We start from the raw sequence: 22,760 nt of genomic DNA on the forward strand, positions 1-22,760 counted from the left end.
CTTCACCTTTCGCTTCGTCCGCGGATCAGGTTCGGAATCGGCCGCCACGGCCGTCCGAAGACTGTCCGACGGATCGGGTGGCGCGCGCGAAGCGCGCAAAGATTATATCGGCAGGCCGTCCGATTGATTCAATCCGCGAGCAGCGCGAGCGCCGTAAATTGATCGGTCACCAGAATATTGGCGTAACGTCCGGCCAGCGCGGCGCGGATCGCCCGGATCTTGCGCGGTCCGCCCGCGACCAGAATCGCTTTTTCTTTGAGGCGCAGTTCGGGCAGGTCGATACCGACCGTTCGCGCGTTGATCTCTTCGCTGCAGATCGCGCCGCCGTCGTCGAAGAAGCGCGAACAGATATCTCCCGCTCCGGCTTCTTGCAGCATTTTGCGCTGCTCGCCGTCGAAATAACCGAGCCGGAACAGCAAAGCGTCGTCTTCGACGGTCCCGACCGTAAATACGGCGACGTTGGCCTGCCGGCCCAGTTCGATGATGCGCTGGATATGACGGTCTTCTTCGACCATGCGTTTGAGTTCGACGCTGTCGAAGATGACCGGAAGCGGAAGGTAGCGGGCCACCGTGCCGAAGGCTTCGGCGAACAGATTGGCCGTTTCCGCGGCGTAAGTCGGCACCTGCGAATGGCTGACTCCGCCTTTGAGCTGCACGATCTCGACGCCGCGTACCGGCTTGTGCGTCAACGACTGGGCGAGCGCATGCATGGTCGTTCCCCAAGTGATCCCGATGATGTCGCCGTCCCTGACGGTCTCCTGCAAATATTCCGCCGCCGCCGCCGCGACCCGGCCGCGAATCTCGCGGTATTCGTTCTGCGGCGAATGGCAGACGCGGGCGGCTTGCAGTCCGAAACGCCGGGCCAATTCCGTGCCTAACGCGTCGAGGTCTTCCAGCGGGTCGGCGATGCTGATCCGTACGTAGCCTTGCTCTTTGGCGTATTGAAGCAGACGGGACACCGTCGGCCGCGACACGCCGAGCCGGGCGGCGATATCCTGCTGGCTGTAGTCGGACAGATAATACAGCCGCGCCGCTTCGATGCACAGCCGCTGTCTCTCCAAATCGATTTTATCCGTCATGATCGTCCCCTCGATTTTTTTTAAGGTTCATTATACGCGGCGAGTGCAGGCTTTGCACGGCGGAAGCGCAAACGCAGCAAAATAGGAAGTTCGAAAAATGGGTCTAAAGGATTAAATGCGACTTTTTTCTTAGAAATCGTTCATTTTTCACACCTTGTTCCGATATTCTTAATATGAGTTTTTTTGGTATCATGAACGCGAAAGCAAAAAACAGGCATCTGCACGCTTATCCGAATCGCTGAATAAGGAGGAGAAATCGATCGAAATTCGCGCGGTTTCCCTGGATTCTTTTCGCGCCTCGACCGATTGGGGGCGATTGCTATCCGTCTTTGTACCTGCCGAGCAGGCTCGAATCTCGCGGTCGTCCCGGGAAGAGGACCTAAAGCTTCGAATCGTTTCGCATCTGCTTGTCGCGACGCTGCTGAGCGAAAAGTCGGGGTCGGGGTATCGCGAACTTCTTTTCAAACAAGGCGCATACGGCAAACCGGAACTGGATCGGGAAGGCGCTCCTTGTTTTAATCATTCCCGTTCGGGCCGTTTGGCGATGTGCGCGTTGGCGGAACATCCGATCGGAATCGACGTCGAGCGCTGCGATCCGATCGACGCGGCCTCCGTTCGTCTGCTGCTCGGAACACCGGCGGAAACGGCGCCGAACGGTCGGACGCCGGAAGAAGAACTTCGATTTTTTTATGCGCGCTGGACCATGTTCGAAAGTTGGCTGAAAGCCGAAGGCACCGGGCTGCACGAGAATCACCCGTTGTCCGCGTTCGCTCCCGAACCGGACGGCGCTTGTTTTCGGGTCGATTCGCTGAAGAAAGACAGTCCCCCCTGGGTGATCGAGACAACGGAGATTGAATTGCCCGAGCCGACGGGGTACAGGTTCGCCTTATGCCGTCGGCCGCAGGAATCGCCCGCATCGGAGATCGAGCTGCTTAACGGAGACGAGCTGGTGCGGCGATTTCTCATGCTGTTGTAAGAAGTCTGGAAAGTCATCAGGAAAAAACAGAATTTATTCGGAAACGACAACACGCGGAAGGGGAAAAAATAAATCGATGAACGTTCGACTCGAACATACTCCGGAGACCCAAACGTATTGGGTGGAACAATTGAGGGCAGTGGAAGAAAAGACTTGGCTGACGGGAGATTCGGCGTCTGCTTTCGAAGAAATCGGCACGGCCGAACGCGAGTTTCACGCCGTCGATCCTTCGTCGCTCCGTTCGGGCGCGGCGCATGCGGCTTGGTCGATCTTACTCCAGCGGTATTTGCGGACGGAAGAATCGGCTTTTGCCGTATACCTGCCGGAAGCCGGCGGCGTAGTTCCTCTGCTGCATAAAGGCGAGCGGGAAGACACGTTCCGTACGCGTATCGCTTCGGTCGAGGACGAGCTGCGCCGGGTACGCGAGCACGCTCCGGACTCGGCGGATCTCGAAGAACGCTATCGCAGCGGCGAAGTCGACCGTCCTTACAATACCGGTTTAGGCTTCGATCTTGAACTTGATGCTGCCGAAATGCTGGCGATGTCGGACTGCGATCTGTTCATCGCCTTCTCCGGAACCGATCGGATCAGGGCCGTCGCGGCCTATCGGAAATCGATGTTCAGCGACGGTTTCGTTCAGGCGGCGCTCGGGCATCTGCAAGGAATCGCGATCCGGATGAGCGCGGCGCCCGATGCGCGGATCGGCGAAGAAGACCTGCTCGGCGAACAGGAACGCGAGATTCTGCATCGTTTGTGGAGCGGGGAATCGGGCGGCGCTTTCGAAGCCGCGCATCCGATCCACCGCATGATCAGCGAACGCGCGGCTTCGGAGCCGAACCGGGAAGCGGTCGTGCACGAAAACGGGACGCTGACGTACGCGGAACTCGATCAACGTTCGGACGCGCTGGCCGCGGAACTGCGGGCAGGCGGCTTGACTTCCGGCGGGATCGCGGGGATTCTCGCCCGTCCGTCGGCCGAGATGATCCTGTCCGTATTGGCGGTGTTGAAGACGGGCGCGGCGTATCTGCCGATCGATCCGGAATACCCGCGCGAGCGGGTTCGTTTCATGCTCGAAGATAGCGGCGCGGGCCTGCTGCTGCTGACGCCCGGACTGGATGCTCCGGAAGGATTCGAGGGTCGGACTCTTCGGATCGACAATGACCGCGAATGGACGATTCCCGCGGATCCGGCCGATTTCGGCGAGCCGAACGCCCCGGCTTACGTCATCTACACGTCCGGTTCCACGGGTACGCCGAAAGGGGTCGTGATCGAACATCGTTCGCTGATCAATCTGGCGCAGTGGCATATCGACCATTTCCGCGTCACGGCGGAAGACCGCACGGTCAAATATGCCGGATTCGGATTCGACGCTTCGGTCTGGGAGATCTTCCCGTACCTGCTGGCGGGCGCTTCGATTCATATGATTCCGGAAGACCTGCGCTTGGACCCGGCCGGATTGAACGATCATTTTAACGAAAAAGGCATTACGATCGCGTTCCTGCCGACCCAGCTCTGCGAACAGTTCATGGAATACGACAACTATTCGCTGCGCGTGCTGCTGACCGGGGGAGACAAGTTGAAGTCGTTCCGTCCCCGTCCGTACGAACTGCATAACTGCTACGGACCGACGGAAAACACGATCGTGACCACGTCCCATCTGGTTACGGAGACGGAAGACAATATTCCGATCGGCAAGCCGGTTCGCGGTTCGCAGATCCTGATCTTGGACGATTACGGCCATTTGCAGCCCGTCGGCGTGGCGGGCGAACTGTGCGTAGCCGGCGACGGATTGGCTCGCGGTTATCTGAACCGGCCGGAACTGACGGCCGAGAAGTTCGTCGCCCATCCGTACCGCGAAGGGGCGCGCATGTATCGCACCGGCGATCTGGCCCGCTGGAAAAGAGACGGCACGATCGAGTTCCTCGGCCGGCTGGACCATCAGGTCAAGATTCGCGGCTTCCGGATCGAGATCGGCGAGATCGAGCAGCGCATCCTCGAACGCGAAGGCGTGCGCGACTGCGTCGTCGTCGCGCGCAAAGACGCTTCGGGCGATGCTTACCTCTGCGCGTACGTGGAATCCGACACGGAACTCGCGCATGCGGAGTGGGCGGCCGAATTGGGCCGCACGCTGCCGGATTATATGGTGCCGGCGCACTTCGCCACTTTGGCGAAACTGCCGGTCAACGCCAACGGCAAGATCGACCGCCGCGCGCTGCCGGAGCCGCAGGCGCGCGATACCTCCGTTCGCGAGGCGCTCTCGGGCGAGACGGAAGAACGACTGCACGCCCTGTGGAGCGGCGTGCTGGGACATGACGGATTCGGCGCGCTCGACCGCTTCTTCGATATCGGCGGACATTCGCTTCAAGCCGCCGTGCTTCGGGCGCAGATCGAGCGTCAGTTCGGCGCGAAGCTGTCGATTCGCGAACTGTTCGAATATACGACCATCCGGGCGCAGGCCGCCGAGATCGCCCGGCGCGCAGGCCGCTTCGAACCGTCCGCTTCCGGCGGAGCGTTATCCGCTTCGATTCCGGCGGCGCTGACGGCCGACCATTACGACGCTTATCCGGCGCAGAGCCGCCTGTTCCTGATCGAGCAGATGGAAGGCGCGGGAACGGCTTACAATGCTCCGGCGCTGCTGCGCGTCGAAGGTCCGCTCGACGCGGTGCGTCTGGAACGCGCGCTTCAGTCGATGGTGCTGCGTCACGAATCGCTGCGCACGACGTTCGAACTGCTCGGCGAATCCGTCGTGCAGCGCGTGCACGAACGCGCCGTGCTGCGTCTTCCGTCTTCGCAGGCCCGAGAAGAAGACGTGCCGGCCCTGATGGACGCTTTCGTCCGTCCGTTCGATCTGCGCCGAGCGCCGCTGGTCCGCGCCGGCTTGATCTCCTGCGGAGCGGAACTGCATTTCGTGATGCTCGATTTCCACCATATCGCCGTGGACGGCGTGTCGATGCATGTCTTCTTCGAAGAATTGTCGCGCCTCTACCGCGGCGAGTCGCCGGAAGCCCCGGCGCTTCAATTCAAAGACTTCGCGGTCTGGCATCATCGCGAAGCCGCGGCCGTCATCCGCGAGTCGCAGCTCGGTTATTGGCAGGAGCGTCTTGCCGGCGAACTGCCGATGCTGCAGCTGCCGACCGACAAACCTCGTCCGGACAAGCAAAGCTTCCGCGGCGCGACGCTGCACGGCGCGATCGACGAGACGCTTCAGAAGCGGCTCAAAGCGCTTGCGGACCGAACGGGCACGACGCTGTTCATGGTCATGCTGGCCGCTTACGGAACGCTGTTGTCCCGCTATGCCGGTCAAGAAGACCTGATCGTCGGGGTGCCGGTCGCCAATCGCGGGCGGGAAGAACTGCACGGCGTGATCGGGATGTTCGTCAATACGCTGCCGCTGCGCACGTATCCGGACAAGACCAAGACGTTCGCCGCATACTTGCAAGAGGTCAAAAGCGAGTTGCTCGGCGCGTTCGATCATCAAGAATACGAACTGGGCGAATTGGTAAACGAATTGAACGTGCCTCGCGTTCCGGGCCGCAGTCCGCTGTTCGATACGATGTTCGTCATGCAGAATACCGGAAGTCTCGCCCCCGAACTGGAAGGCGCCGAGACGACGGTGGTGCCTTACGCGCCGAAGGTCGCCAAATACGATCTGATGGCCGACGTGACCGAACTCGGCGCGGGAATCCGCGTCGACTTCCAATATTGCGGAGATCTGTTCGAAGAAGAAACGGTACGCGGCATGATCGATCATTACGTCAAGCTGCTGCACGAAGCGGCGGCGGACGAACATCGCGCGCTGAACGCGCTGCCGATGGCGGACGAAGCGGAAACGGAACGTTTGACCGACGGATTGAACGTCACGGCGTCCGATTACGAACGCGCGTTGACCGTCCAAGAAGCGTTCGAGCGCCGCGCCGCGCGGATTCCGAATCATCCGGCGGTAATGTTCGAAGATACGATGCTGACGTACGGCGAGCTGAACGAACGGGCCAATCGTCTTGCGTACACGCTTATCGAAAAAGGCGTGTCTGCCGATAAGTTAGTGGGACTGATGGTGGACCGTTCGCCGGAAATGATCGTCGGACTGCTCGGCATCTTGAAAGCCGGAGGCGCGTATGTGCCGATCGATCCGGAATATCCGGAAGAGCGCATTCTCTACATGATGGAGAACAGCGCTTCGGATCTGCTGCTGACGCAGCGGCATCTGGCGGGCAAATTGAATTTCGGCGGGACCGAAATGTATCTGGACGAAGCGGACGCGTATTCGCCGCGTACGGAAAATATTCCGGCGCGCAGTAACGCGAGCGACCTGCTCTACGTTATCTATACGTCGGGCACGACGGGACGTCCGAAAGGCGTCATGTTGGAACATCGGAACATGATCAACCTGCTGCATTACGAATACACGCAGACCAACATCGATTATTCGGGCCGCGTCCTGCAATTCACCACGCTCAGTTTCGACGTATGCTCGCAGGAAATCTGGTCCACGCTGCTCGCGGGCGGAACGCTGTGCATGATCCGAAGCGAGACGCGACGCGAAGTCGGTCAACTGCTCGAACTGATCGAGGATCGCCGAATCAGCGTCTTGTTCATGCCGGTCTCGTTCCTCAAGTTCATCTTGAGCGAAAAAGAATACGAAGAACGTTTCCCGACCTGCATCCGCCATATCGTCACGGCGGGCGAGCAGTTGGTCGTGCCCGACCCGTTCCGGCAGCATCTGCGGCGCAACGGCATCTTCCTGCATAACCATTACGGTCCTTCGGAGACGCATGTGGCAACCGCCCATACGCTCGATCCGGCAGGGGATATTCCGGAGCTGCCTCCGATCGGCAAGCCGATTACCAATACGCGCATCTACATTCTGAACGAGGCTCTGCACGTGCAGCCGCGAGGCGCGGCGGGCGAACTGTACATCGCCGGCGAATGCGTAGGCAGAGGCTATTACAATCAGCCGGAGCTCACGAACGAACGGTATCTGGCCGATCCGTTCGTGCCGGGCGGGCGCATGTACAAGACGGGCGATCTTGCGCGTTGGAACCGCGCGGGCGAACTCGAATTCCTCGGCCGTCTGGATCATCAAGTCAAGATTCGCGGATTCCGCATCGAGCTCGGCGAGATCGAGACGGCGCTGCTCGAACATCCTTCGGTCAAGGAAACGATCGTGCTGGCCAAAGAGGACGAAGCCGGCGGCAAATACTTGTGCGCTTACGTCGCTTCGCCGTCGCATGCGCCGCAGCGCGAGCTGCGCGATCATTTGTCGGGACGTCTGCCGGATTACATGGTTCCGTCGTATTTCGTTCAGCTCGGGGCCATGCCGCTGACGCCGAACGGCAAGATCGACCGGCGGGCGCTGCCCGAACCGCAGCCGGGCGAGATGCTGGCGGGGACGGAATATCGCGCGCCGGAAACGGAGACGGAACGCAAGATCGCGGAAGTCTGGCAGACCGTGCTCGGAGCGGGCCGCATCGGACGCGAAGACAACTTCTTCGATCTCGGCGGACACTCGCTGAAGGCGGCCGTGATGGTGGCCCGTCTGCAAGAGCAGTTCGAACTGAGCATCAACGACGTGTTCGAACATCAGACGCTGGCCGAATTGGCGGCGGTCGTGAAACCGGCGGGCGGACGCATCGTCGAGAAGCTGGCTGAGCTTAAGCAGGCGAGCTTGCAGCGCGGCGAAGACACCTTGTCCGAAGATCGCGAAACGTATCGACTCCGTGCGCAAGGCGATGCCGCATCGGCAGACTTGACGCGGCTGCGCGATTACAAAGGCATATTGTTGACGGGAGCAACCGGTTACGTAGGCGCGCATCTGCTCGGCGACATGCTGAAGCATACCGATTGGAACGTCTACGCCGTCGTTCGCGGAGACGACGACGCTCAAGCGGCGCGCCGGGTTCGCAGCAAGCTGGCGTTCTATTTCGGCGAAAGCGAATTGGACGGGCTGATGCCGCGCCTGACCGTTCTGCACGGCGATCTGTCGGAAGAACGGATGGGGTTGACGGAAGAGGCTTACGCGCTTCTGGAGCAGGAAACGGATGCGATCGTTCACGCGGCGGCGACCGTCAAGCATTACGGCAGCTACGAAGATTTCAAACGGCATAACGTCGAAGCGACGGAGCGGCTGCTGCGGTTGGCGGGATCGCCGCGCCGGAAAGATTTCCACCATATCTCGACGTTGGGCGTCGCGACGGGCGTGATTCCGCAGCGGCAAGAAGCCTTTTTCGGCGAATACGATCTGGATCTGGGACAAGAATACGAGAACTATTACGCCAAGACCAAATTCGAAGCCGAAGTGCTGGTGACGAAAGCCAGAGAAGAAGGGCTGAACACGAGCATTTACCGCCTCGGCAACGTCGTCTTCCATTCGGAAACCGGGCGCTTCCAAGAGAATATCGGAGAGAACGCGTTCTATACGATGATGCAGTCGTTCGTGCGTCTCGGCATGATGCCGGAAATGGCGCCGGATACGGACTTCTCTTACGTCGACGGCATCAGCCGGGCGATCCTGCTGCTCATGCAGCCGGAAAGCCTGCAGAATCAGATCTTCCATCTGATGAACCCGAATCTGGAGAGCATGCATCGCATACTCGGGCAAAGCGCGATCGGCGGCGAAGTGAAAACGATGGAATTTGCAAAATTTGTCGATGAAATTACAGAAAAATTCCTGGCAAGGGAATCGCTCGAAGAGATCGACAAAATCATGCTCCATTACGGATGGCTGGAAAGCGCGCAGATTCAAACGCGGTTCGAGATCGCCGTCAACCGTACGCTTGCTTATCTCGAACACTTGGGATTCGTATGGAAACCGATGGACGAGACATTGATCGCCCGGATGACGGATTACGTGAAAGAGACCGGTTTTATTAAATGACATTCTAATGAAAACGAAGGACTTTAATGAAATTATGCAATTTATTGCTTTGATTTCGACATTTTTTTTAGTATCATGTGTATGTGTGGCAACCATCTGAATCAAGGGGGATTTACTCATGTTTAAAATCGAATATTTTCCAGCGCTTAACCGTCTCGTCTGCACGGTGGAAAGCATCACGATGGACGAAGTCGAAGCGTACAAAACCTCTTACGCGACCGAACTGGCAAAAGTGAAACCGGGCTTTACCGGTCTGACCGACCTGAGCAAAGGCAAATTGTTCACGCAAGAAGTCGCGGTAGCATTGGCTCCGCTCGGCGAGCAATCGGTAGCCAAAGGTCTGACGAAATGGGCTTATTACACCGGTTCCGCCGTATCGAAAATGCAAATGAAGCGCATGTTCGGCGACATCGTGGTTTCGTTCGAAAAACTCGAAGACGCCGAAGCTTACCTGAACAGCTGATTCGTTCGACAAGCAGAAGCTCAAACGGGCAAAGGCGTCGTACGCGCTGCGCTTTCCCCGTATGTGTCCGTTCAAGCCCGGTGTATCCGGGCTTTTTTTGCAGAATCCAATAAATGACTTGGTGGGGGACAAATGAATAAACAAGCCAATAAACGCTTGATCGGGATCGGTGCGGCGGTCGTCGCGCTGCTGGAAGTCGTCATTGCTTTGCTGTTTATGATGCCGGGGCGCGGCTGGGGGAGCTTCGTTCCGGGACTGATCTTGGCGGCGATCGTCGGCGCCGGTGCTTTTGTGGCGGGGATCTTCTGGATGCTGCGCGAAGTCGATCGCAGAGCCGCCGAGATCGAGAAGCATTTTACGGTCGCAAGCAGTGCCGAAGCCGAAGGAGCGTCCGCTTCCGTATCGGATACGGTCGATGTACATATCGACGAGCCGGGGCAGGCTTCGCTTAAAGCGATGGAGCGGATGCAGAATTATCTGCTCGAGATCGACGGAAGCGTCGAGCAGGTCAAGTCGAACGCGGACATGGGCGTGTTCGTTTCCGATTTGATCGCCGAATCGGCGCGCAGCGCGGCTTCCCGCTCCGAAGAACAGACGGGCAAGATGAAAGAAATCGCGCGCACGACAAGCGAAATGTCGGCGGCCGTCCAACAGGTGGCGGGCAGCGCGGACGAAGTGGCGAGCGCGACGCTCGTGACGTCGGAACAAGCGTCGTCGGGGTACCGGCAGCTGGTCGGCGCGATGGATCAAGTTCGCAAGACCGACGGCACGATCCAGACGCTGCTCGAGCAGGTCAACCGCCTGGACGAGAAATCCGGCGAGATCGAGTACTTTGTCAGCATCATCACCGAAATCGCTTCGCAGACCCACTTGCTGGCGCTGAACGCGGCGATCGAAGCGGCGCGTGCCGGCGAGTACGGACAAGGCTTCTCGGTCATCGCGTCGGAAGTGCGCAAATTGGCCGAGCAGTCTTCCGAATCGGCGAAACGCGTATCGACGATCAACGCGAGCATCCAACAAGATACGAACGAAGTCGTGGGCACGTCTTCGAAAGTTGCCGAAGACATGAAACACGGCATCGGTTCGCTCGAAGAAGTCGGCCGTTCTTTCCAATTCATTCAAGCCGCGGTGGACGAAGTCAACGTGCAGATGCAGGACGTCTCGGCGGCCGTGGAACAAATCGCCGCGCATACCGAACAAGTCAGCGACACGATCAGCCACGCGGAAGCGATGGTAGCCAACACGTCCGAAGAAGTGTCGACGGTTCGCCAAGCCGCGGAAGAACAGCTGGCCGGCATGCAGCAGCTGTCGGAAACGGTAACGGGATTGTCCGAACTGACCGGCGGCATCAAGCAGGCGGTCGAACATTTCCGCGAAACGCAGGCTGCGCAGCAACCCTAGCGGGAATACGGTCTCGATATCGCCGCAAGCTTCGGATATGCCGATCAAATGCACGCAAAAAAGAGCGCATTTCCGCTGAAGCGGGATGCGCTCTTTTTTTGCGGTGTGCATGCACGATGCTTGTGCGAGGCACACCAGCCTAGCGATACCGGTTAGGCACGGTTTCTGCGTCCTACCGAACGCATGATCAGGCTGACTACCGCAACGAGTACGATCGCGCCGATCAAGGCCGGGATGATATAGAAGCCGCCCAGATCCGGACCCCATTCGCCCAAGATGATTCCGCCGAGCCAACCGCCGATGAAACCGGCGATAATGTTCCCGATGATGCCGCCGGGAATATCTCTGCCCACAATGAGTCCGGCCAACCAACCGATAATGCCGCCTACAATCAACGACCAGATAATGCCCATTTTGTATCGCCTCCGCTTGTGTTTTTGTTTGCTCAACTACAACTTAACCTCATAGCAAGCATTTGAATAAGAACCCCGAAATTTAATTTTGAAACATACCAAGACGGGTCGGAGGGGTGAAAATTTCGATGGGGCGGAGGCGGGGGTAAAAGGGCTTTGTGGGTGCGCGGAAACGGTATGAAAAAAGAACTCCCCTGCGCATTCGGCCGGATGCCGTGCAGGGGAGTTCGGGTGGTGCAAATAAGTTACGGACGGCTTTCGTTATAAAGCGTATTTCACCAAAGAACCGGCTTCCGCCGCATACAACACGCCGTCCGCGTAAGCGAACGCGTAATCGGAACGGAGCGGAAGGTTCGAGACGGCTTGCACGATATTCAGCTTGACCGGATCGAGAATATATAACGTGTCCGCCATATCGACTTGAATCCGACCGTCGGCCGAACGTTCGAGCACGACGATCTGGCCCGGTTCGTCGCCCAGCGTTTGCTCCGCGACCTGACCGTTCAGATTGAACGAGGTCAGTTTGCGTTTCGAATAGGTCACGTATCCGCTGCCCGTCGAGGCGATGACCGAGTCCGACGGGATTACGCGTCCCCAGAGCAGCTTGCCTTCGGGCGAGAACGCGAACAGCTTGTTGACCGTTCCGGCCACCGAGCCGCGGAACAGGATCGAACCGTCGTCTTGAACGAGGATCGGCGCGCCGCCTCCGTCGCCGAGCAGATTGACGCTGGTCGGGAAACGATACGCATACGCGCGCTTCAAGTCCGGCGTATATACTTCGATCGAAGGACTCGGCGAACGGTCCCAACCGCTGCCGACTTTGCGTTGACGGCTGACGTCGACCACGATGCGCGACGCGTCGGCCGTCAGCACGCTGCCCGTCAACTGTTTCGAAGCGAGCGTCTTGCCGGCCGAATTGCAGCGCACGGCCGTCGTTTTGAGCATTCCTTGTTTGTTCGGTCCTTGCGCCGAAGCGATCAGCAGACTCTCATCGCCGAGCATGTACACGTCGCTTCCGAACGGGACCGCGCGATTCCAAGCTTCTTTGCCGTCCGGAGCAAGCGCGAAGATTTTCTGCGTTTTGTCCGAGAAGCTGCCTACGAAGTAGACCGTGCCGTTCTCGGCATACAGCATCGAACTGGCGACGGTATACGGACCGGCTTTATCGTGGAACGTGCGGGACCATTTTTTGGCTCCCGTTGAAGCGTCGAAAGCCGTGACCGTCTCCAGATACCAATCGTACGAAGTTTTCGAAGAAGTTTTCTTGATGTTCTGCACGGTATGCACGTAAACGAGGCCGCGCGATTTGACGAAATGGATCTCGTGCGCGGAGGCCGACGAGGTATCGTAGGCGGCGGAAGAGGTCCAAGCCGGGCGGGGGAGTGGGTCGGCGTCCGCGGCGGCGGCCCCCGAGTGGGCAGGAGCGCTTAACAGCACGGCGGCGCTCAGCACCAACGCGCCCCATTTTTCTGAGGATTTCATGACTGGATTTCCATTCCTTTCTCTAATCTTTACGTCCGCTGCCTGATCCGACTTCGGTCTGACAAGGCAAAAGCGCAAATTGGCTACGCTGATTATACACGCTTGACGTTCCGTTTACCAGAAGTTTACGTTAGGGCGCATCGGGTCAAATCTTTTCCGGACGTGTATAATGAAAAAGAACGATAAACCTAAACTATCGAAAGGAGTCGGCGTATATGGAATTCGACTACACTTCCGTTGTTTTGGCGATTCTCGTTTTCTCGCTGATGTTGATGGTGATTCGGCTGCGATTCGAGGTGCGCGTACTTCGCGAAGATCTTGACCGTCTCGCCGCGAGACCGGGACAGCACAGGCCTTCGTCGATGTCGTCGAGCGCTAGCGAATCGTCTTCTTCGCCCGCGTACGGCGAGGGGGACGAACAACTTCGTTCGCTCGTGGCGAAAGGCCGCAAGATCGAAGCGATCAAAAAAGCGCGCGAAATGTACAACATGTCGCTCAAAGAAGCGAAAGATTACGTGGAATCGTTATAGAAATCGAAGAACCGGGACGAAGCGCGGCGGTCGCTCCGACTCGGGACCGAGTCGAAATTCGATCGTCCGATGGAGCCGGTCGGGCATCGGGTACGTTACAATGGGTTTAGAAAAGAAAATCGGTTCCGAATCAAGTCTGGAGGGGTATCCATGATCGATCTGGCCCGGATTCCGGCGGAAGCGCGCACGGAACCGGACGCGCTGCTCCCGCGTACGGAAGACGGATTCCTGCATGCGGTCCGGCCGCAGGGAATGGGGCATGCCAACGCTAAGGCGATGTCGCTGCATAACAAGATCGCCCGTTTCTATGCAAGGTCGCACCGCTTGTATGTCAAACTGCGTTTCGGCGGGGAGATCCAATACCGATGGACGTTCTTGTCGCAGTTGGATATCCGGCGGGGGGACCGGGTGCTCGAAGTCTCCGTCGGCACGGGGGCGAATCTGCCGATCCTGCCTGCCGGAGCGCGGCTGTACGGCATCGACCTGTCGCCCGCGATGCTGCGCGAAGCGGCCCGGCATCTGAAGGAATGGGGAACGGAAGCCGAGCTGATCCACGGAGAAGCGGAGCATCTTCCGTTTCGCGGCGAATCGTTCGACTGCGTTTATCAGATCGGCGGGCTGAGCGAGTTCGGCGATCCGGTCCGGGCCGTTCGCGAGATGGTTCGGGTCGCCAAGAGCGGAACCAAGATTCTGCTTGCAGGCGAACTCGAACGCAAGTCCCGAATTTCGCTGGCGAAAAAAGGCGACGCGAAGCGGCCCGATGTGCTGGGTATGCTTCCGGCCGGGATGCTCGATATTCGTTACGAAGAAGTATGCAAAGGTTCGATGTATCGCTTGACGTTCGTCAAGCCTTGAACGTTTCATCGAGTTTTATACATAAGCGGCGAACGGCGGAAAAACAAGTCGGCATCATGCGCCGGCATGCCAAAAGACTTTCGACCACGAACGATCTCCCGAAGGAGAACGTTCAAGAGCGAAAGTCTTTTTTGCGTCATCGCGCGCGAGAAACGGATCTGCTCGCGGCTTATTCCTTTTTTTCTTCGGGAACAGGTTCCTGCCGTCCCGCCGCAGTCTCTTCGGGCAGCCGGTCAGACGGGAGATCGCCCGGCATATCGTCCGGCTTCGCGGCTTCCGAGGCTTCCGGGCCCGATGTTCCGGCGTCCGGGACGTCGGCAGCCTTGGCCGCTTCGGCCAGCTCGTCTTGAACGCTGCCGGTCCAGAGCGGCACGCCCGTGCGGTGCGCCGCCCGTCCGTTCAGATGTCCGGCTACGGGAGCGGTGATGAAAAAGAAGACGATGCCGAGCAGAATGTTCATGCTGGCGGTCTGCATGACCGAAGCGAAATACAGGAAAACGCCGGTCAGTACGCAGAGGACGCCGAGCGTCGAGCTTTTGGTTGCCGCATGAGAACGGAGATAAACGTCGGGAAGCCGGATGATGCCGAACGCGCTGAACACGCTGAGAAGCGCGCCGAGCAGGATCAGCAGCACGGACAACCATTCAACCGTCAGTTGGATCGTCTGGAGCATCCAGCACTCTCCCCCTTTCCATATAACGGGCCAACGCTACCGTGCCGAGGAACGCCAGAATGCCGATCAGCAGCACCAGTTCGAAATAAGCGGTAGAACGCGTATAAGCGCCCGAGACGGCGACTTCGGCCGCGACGTTGACGCCGATCGTATCGAGCGCGGCGATCCGGTCCGCGATCGAAGGGCCTTTGAGCACCCGATACAGGCAGCCGGAGATCGCCAGCGCGAGCAGGATCATCGCAATTAGCAGAATCGTTTGCATCAGCTTCGGGTCACCTCCATGATCGCTTTTTCGAACGTGTCGCGGATATGTTTCTCGACGCCTTGGGCTTCTTGGATATCCATCGCGTGAACGTAGAGCGTTTTCTCGTCTTCGCTGACTTCGAGCAGCAGCGTTCCGGGCGTCAGGTTCATCAATCCGCACAGCAGCGTCAATTCCCAGCCGGACTTCAGTTCGGTCTCGTAAGCGAACACGCCGGGCGTCAAAGTAAGCTTAGGTTTGACGATCTGGAGGATGACGGCAAACGACGAGACGACCAGTTCTTTAAGCAGCAGTCCGAGCAGCTTCAGGCAGGCCCAGACTTTGCGCGGATAGAACGGTTTCGGGAAAAAACGCCGCATCAGGGTCATCAGCAGCAGTCCGATCAACAGGCCGACCAGGAATCCGGATATCGTCATGTCGCGCATGAGCAGCATCCAGACGAAAGCGATGGCCAAGTTGAGCAGCAGTTGAAAAGCCATGGGCATCTACTCCTTAAGTACGGCTTGAATATAGATCGATGGATCGGTCAGAATATCGGCGGCCCGCTGCATGTAAGGCATGACCGGTTCGGCGAACAAACCGAGCAGAAGAATCAGCAGCATAAGCGGGGCGGAACTGAGCAGCAGTTTGCGCGGCTGTTTCCACTTCATCTCTCGGGCCCGGCGAGGCTTGCCCCAGAATCCGCGGATAAAGATCTTCATGAGCGAATACAGCAGCATAAGCGTGAGCAGGATGCCGGCTGCGGCGAGGACGTATTGGCCGCTCTCCAAGCTGCCTTGCACGATCAACAGTTTGCCCGGGAAACCGCTGAGCGGCGGAATGCCGACCACGGCGAGCGAAGCGATGAAGAACATCCAAGCAAGCAGAGGAGAATGCGTCAGCACGCCGCCCATCCGGTTGATCCGCTCGGTTCCCGTTTCCGCCACGAGGATGCCGGCCAGCAGAAACAACAGGGCTTTGACGATCATGTCGTGCACCAGATAGAACACGGCTCCTTTGAGCGCGTCTTCGTTCGAAACGGCGAGCGCGAGCGAGATGAAGCCGATGCTGGCGATGACGTTGTAACCGAGAATCCGGTTGACGTTGGTCTGCGATACCGCGCCGAACCCGCCGAGCACGATCGTGGCCACGCCCATGATGCCGATCAAGGTATGGATGACCGTCGTTTCGTGATAGAACACGAGCGTAAAACAACGGATCAACGCGTACATGCCGACTTTGGTCAGCAGGGCCCCGAACAGAGCGGAGATCGCCGCGGGCGGAGCGCCGTACGAGCCGGGCAGCCAGAAGAACAAGAACAGCCCGGCTTTGACGCTGAAGACGACGAGCAGGAGCGCCGAGACGACCGTGATCGGTCCGCTCGGACCGAGTTCTCCGATCCGCTGAGACAGGTGGGCCAGATTCAGCGTGCCGGTCGCGCCGTACAGATACGCCACCGAAGCGACGAAAAGCGTCGAAGACAGCACGTTGATCAGGATGTAATGCAGCGTTTCGCGGAACTGCCGTTTGGTTCCGCCGAGCACGATCAGCGCGTACGAAGACATCAGCATCAATTCGAAGCAGACGAACAGATTGAAGAGGTCTCCGGTCAGGAACGAACCGTTGACGCCGGCGAGCATGAAATGCACGAGCGAATAGAAATAATGCCGTTCCCGTTCTTCGTCGATGCCCCGGAACGAATACCAGAGGCAGCAGGCGCTGACGATCGTGGCCGACAAGACCAGCAGTACGGCGAACATGTCGGCCACCAGCACGATCCCGTAAGGCGGCGCCCAGCCGCTCATATTCAGCGTCTGGATGCCGGACGTGCGAACTTGCACCATCAAAACGACCGACACGCACGCGTTGAGCAGGGCGCTGAGCAGGCTGATCCAGCGCTGCAAGATCAATTTGTTATGCAGGAATATGAGAAGCACCGCCGTAAACAGCGGAATCAGCAGCGGAGCGGCGACCCAATTGTTCATGAACGTCGTCCTCCTTTCCGGCTTCGATGTCTGGAAGATTCGCTGCGCATCCGATCCATGTCCGTCGTTTCCAGCTTCTGATAAGCCCGGTACGACAATACGAGGAAGAAGGCCGTGACGCCGAAGTTGATGACGATCGACGTCAGAATAAGCGCTTGCGGCAGCGGATCGACGAACTCGTCCGCTTCTCTGCCGAGCAGAGGAGCCGCTCCGGTCTTCAGCATGGCCATCGCCATGAGCAGCAGATGTACCGCATGGGTGAGCAGCGAAGTGCCCAGCACGATTCGAAGCAGGTCTTGGGTCAAGATCAGATAGATTCCGACGGCGAACAGAACGCCGACGATGATCGCGACGATGACTTCCATCAGCTATCCTCTCCGATCGTCAGCAGAATGGTCATGGTCACGCCCACGACGGCCAGGTACACGCCCAAATCGAAGATCAGGGCGGTATGCAGTTCGGTTTTGCCGAGCAGCGGAAGATCGAAGTATCCGAATGCGTGTTTCAAGAACGGCTCTCCGAAGAAAAGCGCGCCCGTTCCGGTACATAACGCGATCAACAGCCCGACCGCGGTCACGAGCTTGAAATCGACCGGCACGACTTGGCGCACCGTCTCGATGTCGTAAGCGAGCGCCAACAGCAGCAGCGCGCCCGCGCTCATCAGCCCCGCGATAAACCCGCCTCCGGGGCTTCCGTGACCGGTGAAGAACAAGTATAAAGCAAAAGCCAAGATAATGAAGAAAACGACTTTGGAGACGTTCTGCAAAAAAATGTCGCTGCCTTTAGGCATCGCGATCCCCTCCTTCGGCATGGGAGTTCGGCGGCGTCTCGCTCTTGTCCGGCGAAGAATCGCCGCTTTCCGCGCCGGGAAGTTCGGGCGATTCCTGAATTTTGAGCTTTTCCGCGCGTTCCGGGTCTTCGGCGGCATCGTCCGAACGCCAGCGCGGGCCGTCGTAGCCGTATAAAGATTTGCGTGTTTGTGCCGCTTCCTCGTCGGCGTCTTCGCCTTCGTGCGAGACATGGCGAGAACCGATATCCGTCGCTTTGCGGCGGAGTTTGATCATGTTGTAGATGCCCAAGGAAGCGACGCCCAGCACCATGATCTCCAGCATCGTATCGAAGCCGCGGAAGTCGACCAGAATGACGTTGACGATATTTTTGCCGCCCGCCGATTCGTAGCTCTCTCTGACGTAATAGTCGGATACCGGATCGAACGGATTGGTTCCGAGCACCGCCAAAGCGATCAACGTCATGAGTACGCCTACGGCGACCGCGACAAGGAAGTTCGGCAGCCTGAAACGGACGGCCTGGCTTTCAGTTCGCAGCTTCGGCAGATGATAGAAACAGAGCAGGTACAGCGTGACGGAGATGGATTCGACGACCATCTGCGTCAGAGCCAGGTCGGGCGCTCTCAAGAAGACGAACATCAACGTCATCAGATAACCGACCGTGCCGGTCAGAATGATGGCGACCGGGCGGGATTTCGCGAACGGAACGGCCAACGAAGCCGCGGCCAGTCCGAGCATAATGAACCATTCGTAAGGCGCGATAACGGCATAGGCGCCGACCCGGAACGTCACGTCCGTCGCATTGAACAGAATAAAGCCCGCGACCAACATCATGAAGCCCAGAATGTATTTGATGTAGCTGCGCGACGATCCGTTCATGTACAGAGACGTGATTCTTACCGTGATGCGTTCGAAGAACAGCAAGCTGGCGTCGTAAAAACGGTTGATCGACATTCTGCGCGGGATCCAAGCGTACAGCTTCATCCAGCGCCGCGCCGTGAGGACCAGCGGGATCCCGGCGGCGACCACGCCGATCGTCATTCCGAGGGCGGGCGTCCAGCCGTGCCACAGCTTGATGCTGCCCGGAAGACGCTCGCCCGAAGCGGGAATATGCGACATCATCGCTTCGGCGGCCGGACGGATCAGCGAATACGAGACCAGTCCCGGGAACAGGCCGAGGATCAACGCCAATACCGCCAACAGAGCGGGCGGGAGCGTCATCAGCGGCGGAGCGTCATGGACTTTCTTGCGTTCGAGAGCCGGCTTGCGCGGACCGAGGAAGGTCCGAACGACGAGCAGGGCCGAATACACGAAGGTGAATACGCTGGCGATCCAAGCGACGATCGGGAACAGCGCGGCCCACGTCTCTAGGCGGAATACGCCCGCGTGCAGCGGTTCCAGCACCGCTTCGAGGAACATTTCCTTGCTGATGAATCCGCCGAACGGAGGCAGACCCGCCATGGACAAAGCGCCGAACAGCGAGATCGTGAACGCGATCGGCATGACTTGGGCCAATCCGCCCAATTTGCGCACGTCCCGCGTGCCGGTCTCGTGATCGACGATGCCGGCGATCATGAACAGGCTGCCTTTGAACACGGCGTGGTTCAGCAGATGGAACAGGGCCGCCGTACCCGCGGCCGCGTACAGCAAGCTTTCTTCGCCCGCGAACGCGACGGAAAGCGAAGACAAACCGAGCAGGCACATGATCAAGCCCAGTTGGCTGATCGTCGAATAAGCCAGAATGCCTTTGAGATCCGTCTGTTTGACCGCGGCAACCGAACCGTAGATCAGCGTAATCAAGCCGCCGAGAGAGACGAACCAGAACCATTCGGCCGTGCCGGCGAACACCGGGCTGAGCCGGGCGACCAGATAGAGGCCGGCTTTGACCATCGTGGCGGAATGCAGGTAAGCGCTGACCGGCGTCGGCGCTTCCATCGCGTCGGGCAGCCAGATATGGAACGGATACTGCGCGGATTTGGTGAACGCGCCGAGCAGGATCAGCAGTACCGCGGGCACGAACAGAGGGTGCGAAACCAGCGTGCCGCCCGCGTCCATCAGTTCGCGGATCTGGTATGTTCCGCTCATCACATAGAGCAGCACGAAGCCGGTCAATAATCCGAGTCCGCCGGTCATGGTGATCAGCAGGGATTTGAGCGCGCCGTATCGCGAGCGGTGTTTGTGATGATTATAGCCGATCAGCAGGAACGAAGTGATGCTGGTCAATTCCCAGAATCCGTACAGCGTCAGCAGATTGTCGGACATGACCAGTCCGAGCATGGCACCCATGAAGATCAGCAGGAGGACATAGAAGCGGGTAAGCGATTCGGATGCGTCGTTCATGTAAGCAATGGAGTAGATCGCGACCAAGACGCCCATCCCGGTAATAAGCAGGGCGAACAACAGGGACAATCCGTCGAGATACAACGTGAACGAGATGCCCAGCGACGGAATCCAGGCGAACGATTCGGTAACGGAAGATCCTGACCGAACGTTCGAGGAATAACCAAGCAGCGCGGCGAAGAGGATCGCCGACAAAGCAGCCGCGAACCAGCCGCGGTGCAAACGGGGAGCCGCTCTTCCGAGCAGCGGAAGTCCGGCGGCAAGCAGGAACGGCGACAATGCCAAAAGGTGGAGGAGGGACAAAGGCTTCTCTCCTTTCTAGCAAGTTTTCAACCAAGCCTTTACTTTTTACTATTACCCGACTTTCGGTAAGACCAAGCTTGCAAATAGGAAATTTGGGAGAAAACGCGCGCATTTCGCGCATTTAATGAGGAAACGCGCAAAAACCGTCCGCGAGTTCGGTCTCGGCAGACGGTTTCGGATTCAAGATTTGCGTTCAAGCGGGAGCATCCAACGTTCCACGTCGAAACGGATGCCGTAATACGACACGTTAGGACGGTCGAGCAGCTTGAAGCCGCGTCCGGACAACAAATTTTGCAAACGGCGCTGATTGCGAACCGACCATAACAGCAGTTCGCCGCAGCCGCTGTTTCGGGCATAACGCACGGCTTCGTCGAGCAGGCTTCCGCCGATGCCGAGGCCGCGCCGTTTGGATTCGACCATAAACAACTTGATATGCATCCGGCCTTCGTCCAGAGGTTCGAGAATCAGCGATCCGGCGCATTCTCCGTTCATCTCCGCGATCCAACATCGGCCCGGCGCCTGTCCTCCGGAATCGAACAATTGCGAAGTCGTGTCGGTCAGCGCCTCCAAGAAGCCTTCTTCCATCGGCCCGAAAGTCTGTTCGAACAGCGCCTCGTAAGAGCGCGAGATCCGTTCCGCGTCCGAAGGTTCGGCTTCCCGAAGAAAGTAACGCCCTCGGGGAACGTTCTGCGCCCGGCTGTCGTTGATCTGTTCGATCGTGCGGATCGCGTCCATCAAGCGGGCCTGATCCCGATCGGAGAATCCCGCCAGATATTCGGCCACGTCGTCGTCGACCCGGCGATTCAGCAGTTCCGCGATTCGGGCGCCGTCGCCGGTCAAGCGGAGCACGCGGCTGCGGCCGTCGCTTTCGCTTCGCGAGCGTTCGATGACGCCGCCGGATTCGAGCCGGCTCAACAGACGGCTGAGATAGCCGGGATCCAGGCCCATATTGCGGCTGAGGTCGGTAGCCGTCAATCGCGACCGTCTGGAGACCTCCAGAATGATCCGCGATTCGGTGAGCGAATAGGAACTGTGCAGCAGGCGCTCGCGGAGCACGCCGGCTTGCGTCGTCTCGCTATAATTAAAAGCGCGAAGAACTTCAATACGTTGTTTCCATATCATCGGGTCTGGCATCGGGTCACTTCCTTCTCCGGCCTGTCCGAGCCGTTTTGCCGGTTGTAGAGGTAGAAGAGTTAGACGGCTCTACCCGATTATAACAAGAAAGGGAGAAAGGAATGAAGACATCGGCAAAGATGCACCCGAAATTCTGACCCTCGGACATGAAAATCGGAACCTTATCCGATCAAGTCGGGCAAGATACAATTAACTCATGAATGAAAGCACTTACAAAAACCGACCGAAAGGTTGGAGGGGGCCGGAAGATGGAGAGAAAAATAACGACGGGCGCCTCGGAGGTGCCGTCGGACCGGGACGGCAGGGCGCGCAAATGGTGGAGAAAGCTGCTGCAGCAGCGGCATTTGCAGGTGATGGCGCTGCTCGGCGTCGCTTGGATGATCATCTTCAATTACGTGCCGATGTACGGCATCATCATCGCGTTCAAAGAGTATAATATCGTCGATTCGATCTCGAACGCGCCGTGGGTCGGTCTGGACAATTTCAAAGAGTTTATCCAAGACGACGAATTCGCCAACGTGGTGCGCAACACGCTCGGCATCAGTTTGATCAAGCTGATCATCGGATTCCCGCTGCCGATCATCTTTGCTTTGTTCCTCAACGAGCTGCGTTCGGTGCGCTTCAAGAAGACCGTGCAGACCATCTCTTATCTGCCGCACTTCTTGTCGTGGGTTATCCTCGGAGGCATTCTGGCGACTTGGCTCGCCGACGTCGGCATCGTCAACAACGTGCTGATGGGCCTCGGACTGATCAGCGAACCGATCTCTTATCTCGCGGAACCGAAATATTTCTGGGGCATCGTGATCACTTCGGATATCTGGAAAGAACTCGGTTGGTCGGCCATCATCTATCTGGCGGCGATGGCGAGCGTGTCGCCGGAACAATACGAGGCGGCGACCATCGACGGAGCCGGCAGATTCCAGAAAATGTTCTACGTGACGCTGCCCAATATTCGCCCGACGATCGCGATTCTGTTCATTCTCGCGGTCAGCGGCGTGCTGAACTCGAACTTCGATCAGATTCTCGTGCTGCGCAACTCGCTGAACGAGAGCGCCAGCAACGTGGTCGATATCTACGTCTACCAGACCGGTATCCAGCAGGCCCGCTTCTCGTATTCGGCCGCGGTCGGATTGCTGAAGTCGATTATCGCTTTGATTCTGCTGCTGATCGCTAACGGCGTCACCAAAAAATTGAATAATACGTCGCTGTTCTAAAATAAGCGC

At 58.4% G+C, this 22,760-nt stretch carries 18 protein-coding genes and 1 pseudogene; 8 read left to right on the top strand and 11 right to left on the bottom strand.

Annotation, left to right across the window (positions count from 1 at the left end):
- Nucleotides 1-128: 128 nt before the first annotated feature.
- Nucleotides 129-1,067: a DNA-binding transcriptional repressor DeoR gene (locus tag CDO73_RS13650; RefSeq protein WP_088489147.1), complete on the bottom strand. Its 939-nt coding sequence runs from the start codon at nucleotides 1,065-1,067 to the stop codon at nucleotides 129-131.
- A gap of 292 nt (nucleotides 1,068-1,359) precedes the next feature.
- On the opposite strand from CDO73_RS13650, the pseudogene CDO73_RS27450 reads away from it, so the two are divergent.
- From CDO73_RS27450 to CDO73_RS13670, 5 genes and pseudogenes are all read left to right on the top strand, one after another.
- Nucleotides 1,360-1,620: pseudogene (locus tag CDO73_RS27450) on the top strand (hypothetical protein); the annotation flags it as partial.
- A 12-nt stretch (nucleotides 1,621-1,632) separates the two neighbouring features.
- Nucleotides 1,633-2,055 (top strand): 4'-phosphopantetheinyl transferase superfamily protein, encoded by a 423-nt coding sequence (locus tag CDO73_RS26780; RefSeq protein ID WP_179218701.1) that lies wholly within the window; start codon nucleotides 1,633-1,635, stop codon nucleotides 2,053-2,055.
- Nucleotides 2,056-2,131: 76 nt separating this feature from the next.
- Entirely contained in the window at nucleotides 2,132-8,929 is a 6,798-nt protein-coding gene (locus CDO73_RS13660; RefSeq protein ID WP_088489067.1) for a non-ribosomal peptide synthetase, read from the top strand.
- 118 nt (nucleotides 8,930-9,047) lie between these two features.
- Entirely contained in the window at nucleotides 9,048-9,392 is a 345-nt protein-coding gene (locus CDO73_RS13665) for a hypothetical protein (RefSeq protein ID WP_088489068.1), read from the top strand.
- Nucleotides 9,393-9,524: 132 nt separating this feature from the next.
- Entirely contained in the window at nucleotides 9,525-10,793 is a 1,269-nt protein-coding gene (locus CDO73_RS13670) for a methyl-accepting chemotaxis protein (protein WP_088489069.1), read from the top strand.
- 152 nt (nucleotides 10,794-10,945) lie between these two features.
- On the opposite strand, the gene CDO73_RS13675 is transcribed toward CDO73_RS13670, so the two are convergent.
- Nucleotides 10,946-11,206 carry a GlsB/YeaQ/YmgE family stress response membrane protein gene (locus CDO73_RS13675; protein ID WP_088489070.1) on the bottom strand — a complete coding sequence of 87 codons (261 nt, stop codon included), beginning with the start codon at nucleotides 11,204-11,206 and terminating at the stop codon, nucleotides 10,946-10,948.
- A 261-nt stretch (nucleotides 11,207-11,467) separates the two neighbouring features.
- The gene (locus tag CDO73_RS13680; protein WP_088489071.1) at nucleotides 11,468-12,688 is read right to left on the bottom strand and encodes an outer membrane protein assembly factor BamB family protein; all 1,221 of its coding nucleotides are present in this window, start codon (nucleotides 12,686-12,688) and stop codon (nucleotides 11,468-11,470) included.
- A gap of 215 nt (nucleotides 12,689-12,903) precedes the next feature.
- Between CDO73_RS13680 and CDO73_RS13685 the strand changes: the two genes are divergently transcribed.
- Nucleotides 12,904-13,218 carry a ribosomal protein L7/L12 gene (locus CDO73_RS13685; RefSeq protein ID WP_256972691.1) on the top strand — a complete coding sequence of 105 codons (315 nt, stop codon included), beginning with the start codon at nucleotides 12,904-12,906 and terminating at the stop codon, nucleotides 13,216-13,218.
- A gap of 150 nt (nucleotides 13,219-13,368) precedes the next feature.
- The gene (locus tag CDO73_RS13690) at nucleotides 13,369-14,073 is read left to right on the top strand and encodes a class I SAM-dependent methyltransferase (RefSeq protein ID WP_179218702.1); all 705 of its coding nucleotides are present in this window, start codon (nucleotides 13,369-13,371) and stop codon (nucleotides 14,071-14,073) included.
- Between the two features lie 169 nt (nucleotides 14,074-14,242).
- Here CDO73_RS13690 and mnhG read toward each other — a convergent pair whose 3' ends face one another.
- From mnhG to CDO73_RS13730, 8 genes are all read right to left on the bottom strand, one after another.
- Entirely contained in the window at nucleotides 14,243-14,746 is a 504-nt protein-coding gene (mnhG, locus tag CDO73_RS13695) for a monovalent cation/H(+) antiporter subunit G (RefSeq protein ID WP_088489073.1), read from the bottom strand.
- Nucleotides 14,718-15,008 carry a Na(+)/H(+) antiporter subunit F1 gene (locus CDO73_RS13700; protein ID WP_088489074.1) on the bottom strand — a complete coding sequence of 97 codons (291 nt, stop codon included), beginning with the start codon at nucleotides 15,006-15,008 and terminating at the stop codon, nucleotides 14,718-14,720. The genes mnhG and CDO73_RS13700 overlap by 29 nt, the downstream gene beginning before the upstream one ends.
- A complete protein-coding gene (locus CDO73_RS13705) occupies nucleotides 15,008-15,487 on the bottom strand; it encodes a Na+/H+ antiporter subunit E (RefSeq protein ID WP_088489075.1) in 480 nt (159 codons plus the stop codon). The genes CDO73_RS13700 and CDO73_RS13705 overlap by 1 nt, the downstream gene beginning before the upstream one ends.
- 6 nt (nucleotides 15,488-15,493) lie before the next feature.
- A complete protein-coding gene (locus CDO73_RS13710; protein WP_088489076.1) occupies nucleotides 15,494-16,972 on the bottom strand; it encodes a Na+/H+ antiporter subunit D in 1,479 nt (492 codons plus the stop codon).
- The gene (locus tag CDO73_RS13715) at nucleotides 16,969-17,337 is read right to left on the bottom strand and encodes a Na(+)/H(+) antiporter subunit C (RefSeq protein ID WP_088489077.1); all 369 of its coding nucleotides are present in this window, start codon (nucleotides 17,335-17,337) and stop codon (nucleotides 16,969-16,971) included. Before CDO73_RS13715 ends, CDO73_RS13710 begins: the two co-directional genes overlap by 4 nt.
- Nucleotides 17,337-17,762 (bottom strand): Na(+)/H(+) antiporter subunit B, encoded by a 426-nt coding sequence (locus tag CDO73_RS13720; protein WP_088489078.1) that lies wholly within the window; start codon nucleotides 17,760-17,762, stop codon nucleotides 17,337-17,339. The genes CDO73_RS13715 and CDO73_RS13720 overlap by 1 nt, the downstream gene beginning before the upstream one ends.
- Nucleotides 17,755-20,403 carry a Na+/H+ antiporter subunit A gene (locus CDO73_RS13725; RefSeq protein ID WP_088489079.1) on the bottom strand — a complete coding sequence of 883 codons (2,649 nt, stop codon included), beginning with the start codon at nucleotides 20,401-20,403 and terminating at the stop codon, nucleotides 17,755-17,757. The genes CDO73_RS13720 and CDO73_RS13725 overlap by 8 nt, the downstream gene beginning before the upstream one ends.
- Nucleotides 20,404-20,583: 180 nt before the next feature.
- Nucleotides 20,584-21,537 carry a bifunctional helix-turn-helix transcriptional regulator/GNAT family N-acetyltransferase gene (locus tag CDO73_RS13730; protein ID WP_088489080.1) on the bottom strand — a complete coding sequence of 318 codons (954 nt, stop codon included), beginning with the start codon at nucleotides 21,535-21,537 and terminating at the stop codon, nucleotides 20,584-20,586.
- A gap of 248 nt (nucleotides 21,538-21,785) precedes the next feature.
- On the opposite strand from CDO73_RS13730, the gene CDO73_RS13735 reads away from it, so the two are divergent.
- Entirely contained in the window at nucleotides 21,786-22,751 is a 966-nt protein-coding gene (locus CDO73_RS13735; RefSeq protein ID WP_088489081.1) for an ABC transporter permease, read from the top strand.
- Nucleotides 22,752-22,760: the final 9 nt, after the last annotated feature.

The sequence above is a fragment of the Saccharibacillus sp. O23 genome, from assembly GCF_002205895.1.
GTDB lineage: Bacteria > Bacillota > Bacilli > Paenibacillales > Paenibacillaceae > Saccharibacillus.

Coding starts and splice junctions, on each gene's coding strand:
- CDO73_RS13710 (WP_088489076.1), bottom strand. CDS start 16,972: ATGAACAATTGGGTCGCCGCTCCGCTGCTGATTCCGCTGTTTACGGCG.
- CDO73_RS13660 (WP_088489067.1), top strand. CDS start 2,132: ATGAACGTTCGACTCGAACATACTCCGGAGACCCAAACGTATTGGGTG.
- CDO73_RS13735 (WP_088489081.1), top strand. CDS start 21,786: ATGGAGAGAAAAATAACGACGGGCGCCTCGGAGGTGCCGTCGGACCGG.
- CDO73_RS13730 (WP_088489080.1), bottom strand. CDS start 21,537: ATGCCAGACCCGATGATATGGAAACAACGTATTGAAGTTCTTCGCGCT.
- CDO73_RS13690 (WP_179218702.1), top strand. CDS start 13,369: ATGATCGATCTGGCCCGGATTCCGGCGGAAGCGCGCACGGAACCGGAC.
- CDO73_RS13665 (WP_088489068.1), top strand. CDS start 9,048: ATGTTTAAAATCGAATATTTTCCAGCGCTTAACCGTCTCGTCTGCACG.
- CDO73_RS13680 (WP_088489071.1), bottom strand. CDS start 12,688: ATGAAATCCTCAGAAAAATGGGGCGCGTTGGTGCTGAGCGCCGCCGTG.
- CDO73_RS13675 (WP_088489070.1), bottom strand. CDS start 11,206: ATGGGCATTATCTGGTCGTTGATTGTAGGCGGCATTATCGGTTGGTTG.
- mnhG (WP_088489073.1), bottom strand. CDS start 14,746: ATGCTCCAGACGATCCAACTGACGGTTGAATGGTTGTCCGTGCTGCTG.
- CDO73_RS13700 (WP_088489074.1), bottom strand. CDS start 15,008: ATGCAAACGATTCTGCTAATTGCGATGATCCTGCTCGCGCTGGCGATC.
- CDO73_RS13715 (WP_088489077.1), bottom strand. CDS start 17,337: ATGGAAGTCATCGTCGCGATCATCGTCGGCGTTCTGTTCGCCGTCGGA.
- CDO73_RS13670 (WP_088489069.1), top strand. CDS start 9,525: ATGAATAAACAAGCCAATAAACGCTTGATCGGGATCGGTGCGGCGGTC.
- CDO73_RS13720 (WP_088489078.1), bottom strand. CDS start 17,762: ATGCCTAAAGGCAGCGACATTTTTTTGCAGAACGTCTCCAAAGTCGTT.
- CDO73_RS13705 (WP_088489075.1), bottom strand. CDS start 15,487: ATGGCTTTTCAACTGCTGCTCAACTTGGCCATCGCTTTCGTCTGGATG.
- CDO73_RS13685 (WP_256972691.1), top strand. CDS start 12,904: ATGGAATTCGACTACACTTCCGTTGTTTTGGCGATTCTCGTTTTCTCG.